The following is a 3,409-nucleotide window of genomic DNA, read 5'->3' on the forward strand; positions in this document are numbered from 1 at the left end:
TCGGCACCTCGGGGTGAATTGTTTCTCAATTCCTTGGCATAAGGTCTTAAGTCAAGAGCGCTGAAGAAGATAGGCAATCGCTCTTTGGATTCAAGTTTTTGCAGTTCATCAAAGGAAAATAGGCTTTTTTGTAGAATATACAAGGTGACTTCCTCCATTCTGGGGTTTTTGGTTTGGTCACCGAAAAACTTCGCCAAATTGGGGTGAAGTCCCTTTTTTTATGCCTGAAAATCCTTGTGGCTCAAGGGCTTATATTACTGCAAAATGCTCGAATTTAAATAATAACTAATAAAATTCATTGTCAGACCTCCAAAGCTAAATAACTAGAATATATTGGGCTTGTCAAATAAAGTGTGTAAGTCCTACATTACTCAAGGTATTTTAGGACTCGATTTTTTAGATGTTCATGAACTAAAAGTTGGTTCATTACCATGGACCAGTTTTGAATAAACCCACCACCCCATTTCTTTTCTAATTCTTGACTGCGTAAATAGAGTAGTTTAAACAGGGCATTTTCATTTGGGAATGCTCCTTTTTTCGTCACCTTCCGAAAACTAGAATGGATACTTTCTACGGCCATTACACCTTACAACATTGTAAGGCAAATGTAAGAATAATACATGTCTTCTTTAAAACATAATAGCTAAACTAACAATATATGGATCAACTTGAGATTACATTGGGAACTAATTGTAAGGAGTGGGACAATTGAAAACGGTATTATCGGTGCAACACCTAACGAAAGAAATCAAGGGCAAGTTGATTGTGCAAGACATATCGTTCGATGTGGTAGAGGGAGAGATTATTGGACTACTTGGTGCGAACGGAGCGGGCAAGACAACCACGATGAAGATGATAGTTGGTCTAAGCACAATAAGTGCCGGGGACGTGCATATTGCAGGTTACAGTATTAAGAGTCAGTTTTCTAAAGCACTCTTCAATGTAGGGGCAGTGATTGAAGCGCCTGCTTTCTATCCTTATTTGAGTGGGTACGAAAATTTACGTCAATATCAGCGTTTGCACAAAAATGCGAGCAAGGATTGGTTGCTGAAGGTAGCCAGTCTGACCGGGATAGAACATGCGCTTAAGCAGCGAGTAGGCACGTACTCCATGGGAATGAAACAACGCTTGGGAATTGCACAAGCACTACTGCAAAAGCCAAAGTTGCTTGTGTTAGATGAGCCGATGAATGCACTTGATCCTGCTGGTGTCCGTGAAACCCGGAACTATTTAAATAGAATTGCAGCAGATTTGGGCGTAGCAATTGTGATCTCCAGTCATCAACTGTCTGAGATTGAGCAGATGGCACGCCGAGTGGTTATTATGCAGAATGGCTGCTTAGTGACAGAGCAGCGGATTGATGATGGGTTAAATGATGGAGAATTCTGTATTACTCTTCACATTGATAATATTGAGCTTACAAGCGAAGTTTTGATTAACTTGTTTGGGGATGATCATCATGCGTTGGGTTATATGCAGACAGAGAAATTATCTAACGGTTTGCATACTATGACAGTAGCTATTGATGAAGGTCAAGTTCCAAAGCTGATTCGATCATTGTGTGATGCCGGGGTGGAAGTTCATCGGGTGTTGTCGGCACATACGAGTTTAGAGGATAAGTTTTTAAAATGGACAACTGCGCGCGGTGAGGTGAGTTAAGTTGTTATGGAATGAATGTTTGAAGATAGTGAATAAAAGAATCTTTATTCTTTCACACATTGGTTTTATTGTGATGACGGTACTGTTCTCTTGGGCATACACCAGTAATCTCAAGGCTGATGATACGGTGGCTCAAATGGTAAATGCTTTGCTTGGCCTATCGGGAATGCTTGTTATTCTACCTTGGGCGATTGTTTTGTCACCTCTTATTTGGACGGATGAGTATCAATATGGTACTCTGAAACAACTGTTTCTGCATACGTCCTCGCGCTCAAGGTTGTATGTTGCAAAAATTGCTGCGATGATTTTGCTCATCATTACGGGTGTTGTTAATATATTCATTGTTTCTTTGTTAGTGAATCTTCTGATGGCTCCAAAAAACATACAATGGGGCGACATGACGGATGTTATATACTCTATCGGAGCAATCGTATTGCAATGTTGCCTATATGCAAGTCTAGCATCCTTGATTGGCGTGTTGACGAGATCAGCTGCTATCGCAGTAGGCAGTAGCTTAGTGCTATACTTTTTACAAATGATATTTGGAGGTAGTCTCTTATCTACATCATGGACACACATTCTATTCATTCATCATGATGATTTAAGTGTTTATTGGAGCACGTCACAATATAAATCGGAATTAGTTGGCTTACCTATGTCGTTAGCGATAGATATCGCCTATATTTTGTTTTTCTTTGCAATTGGATTATGGTTGTTCGTCAAAGAGAGAGGAGCAGACTAAACATAACACCGAGCTAAGAATGAGCAAATTAGGATACAGTTATGTCGCTTATGCCGATACTCGGGATGACGGTATGGAAGACAAAATAATGAATGTGGAACTGAAAGTAGCCAATAATGATAAGTGACAATTGATTACGCTAGTCCAATAAACCAGCAGCAGTCTAGGACTTTATTTTTTATGTCAAAGACTACCGCTGGTTTTACATTAAAGTCAGTCTAACATTTTATATTTTTCGGAAAGAAACAATAAAATCAGCATCTGCCTTCCGTGCCTACATGCTCGTAAACTAGAATTTGAAGCTTACTTTAAACATAGACGACGTATGTGCCATCGCCACAGGGTGCCGTTCGTTTTGAGGCAGATCCAGGCAAGCAGACTCATGTGCATCAACTGTAAAAGAAGATGATTTGTGTATTCGAGATTTGGGCTATTTGGAGTCACACGACTGAAAAAAGAAAATTATACGTTAAGGAATTTTCTTACATTTTCAATCGATAGATGAACCAAGCCCTTGTGTAGCAATAGAACAGGATAACGCAACAAGCATTAGCGGACATTAGAAATGATAAAAATGTACTTTTTATTTGAAAATGGCTTAATTTTAGATACATTTTCATTCTTATGAAGCAAAAAAATAGAATTTCTGTACAAAACATAAAATTATGTCTAAAAGTACAGAGAATTAGTTAAAATCTGTCCAAATTGTGTCTAAACGTACAATTTTCCCGAAATGATATGGTGACCCCAAATACGTAAAACTATCAGAGAAAGAATCAGAGACTTTGAAACGTGCTATTGAAAAATAAACAACCCTAATGTAACTTCTGCTTTCGAAAATTATGTAAATGAGCTGTCCATATGGATGGCTTTTTTATTTTCGCGTGCCCAGAAGCACGCATCTTCTTGCCGGTGAAAGTCCGGTCGCGGGAGGGGCCAAGCCCCCGCGTAGCTGGGATGCCTGCGTATGGCGAAATCTGTACGTAGAAGCGCGTCGACGAAAGTATC

At 39.5% G+C, this 3,409-nt stretch carries 2 protein-coding genes and 2 pseudogenes; 2 read left to right on the forward strand and 2 right to left on the reverse strand.

All coding sequences use genetic code 11. The annotated features are described in order from the left end of the window. A pseudogene (locus K7397_RS22275) lies at nucleotides 1-143 on the reverse strand (transposase); the annotation flags it as partial. A gap of 224 nt (nucleotides 144-367) precedes the next feature. Continuing rightward, nucleotides 368-577 (reverse strand): annotated as a pseudogene (locus K7397_RS21050) (IS256 family transposase); the annotation flags it as partial. A gap of 131 nt (nucleotides 578-708) precedes the next feature. On the opposite strand from K7397_RS21050, the gene K7397_RS21055 reads away from it, so the two are divergent. After that, on the forward strand, nucleotides 709-1,659 hold the full coding sequence (locus K7397_RS21055) for an ABC transporter ATP-binding protein (protein ID WP_223070536.1): 951 nt from the start codon (nucleotides 709-711) through the stop codon (nucleotides 1,657-1,659). Nucleotide 1,660: 1 nt separating this feature from the next. Continuing rightward, the gene (locus K7397_RS21060) at nucleotides 1,661-2,401 is read left to right on the forward strand and encodes an ABC transporter permease (protein WP_223070537.1); all 741 of its coding nucleotides are present in this window, start codon (nucleotides 1,661-1,663) and stop codon (nucleotides 2,399-2,401) included. Nucleotides 2,402-3,409 lie beyond the last annotated feature (1,008 nt).

Origin of the sequence: Paenibacillus caui (assembly GCF_019904135.1) — a bacterium.
In the GTDB taxonomy this organism is placed as follows: Bacteria; Bacillota; Bacilli; order Paenibacillales; family Paenibacillaceae; genus Fontibacillus; species Fontibacillus caui.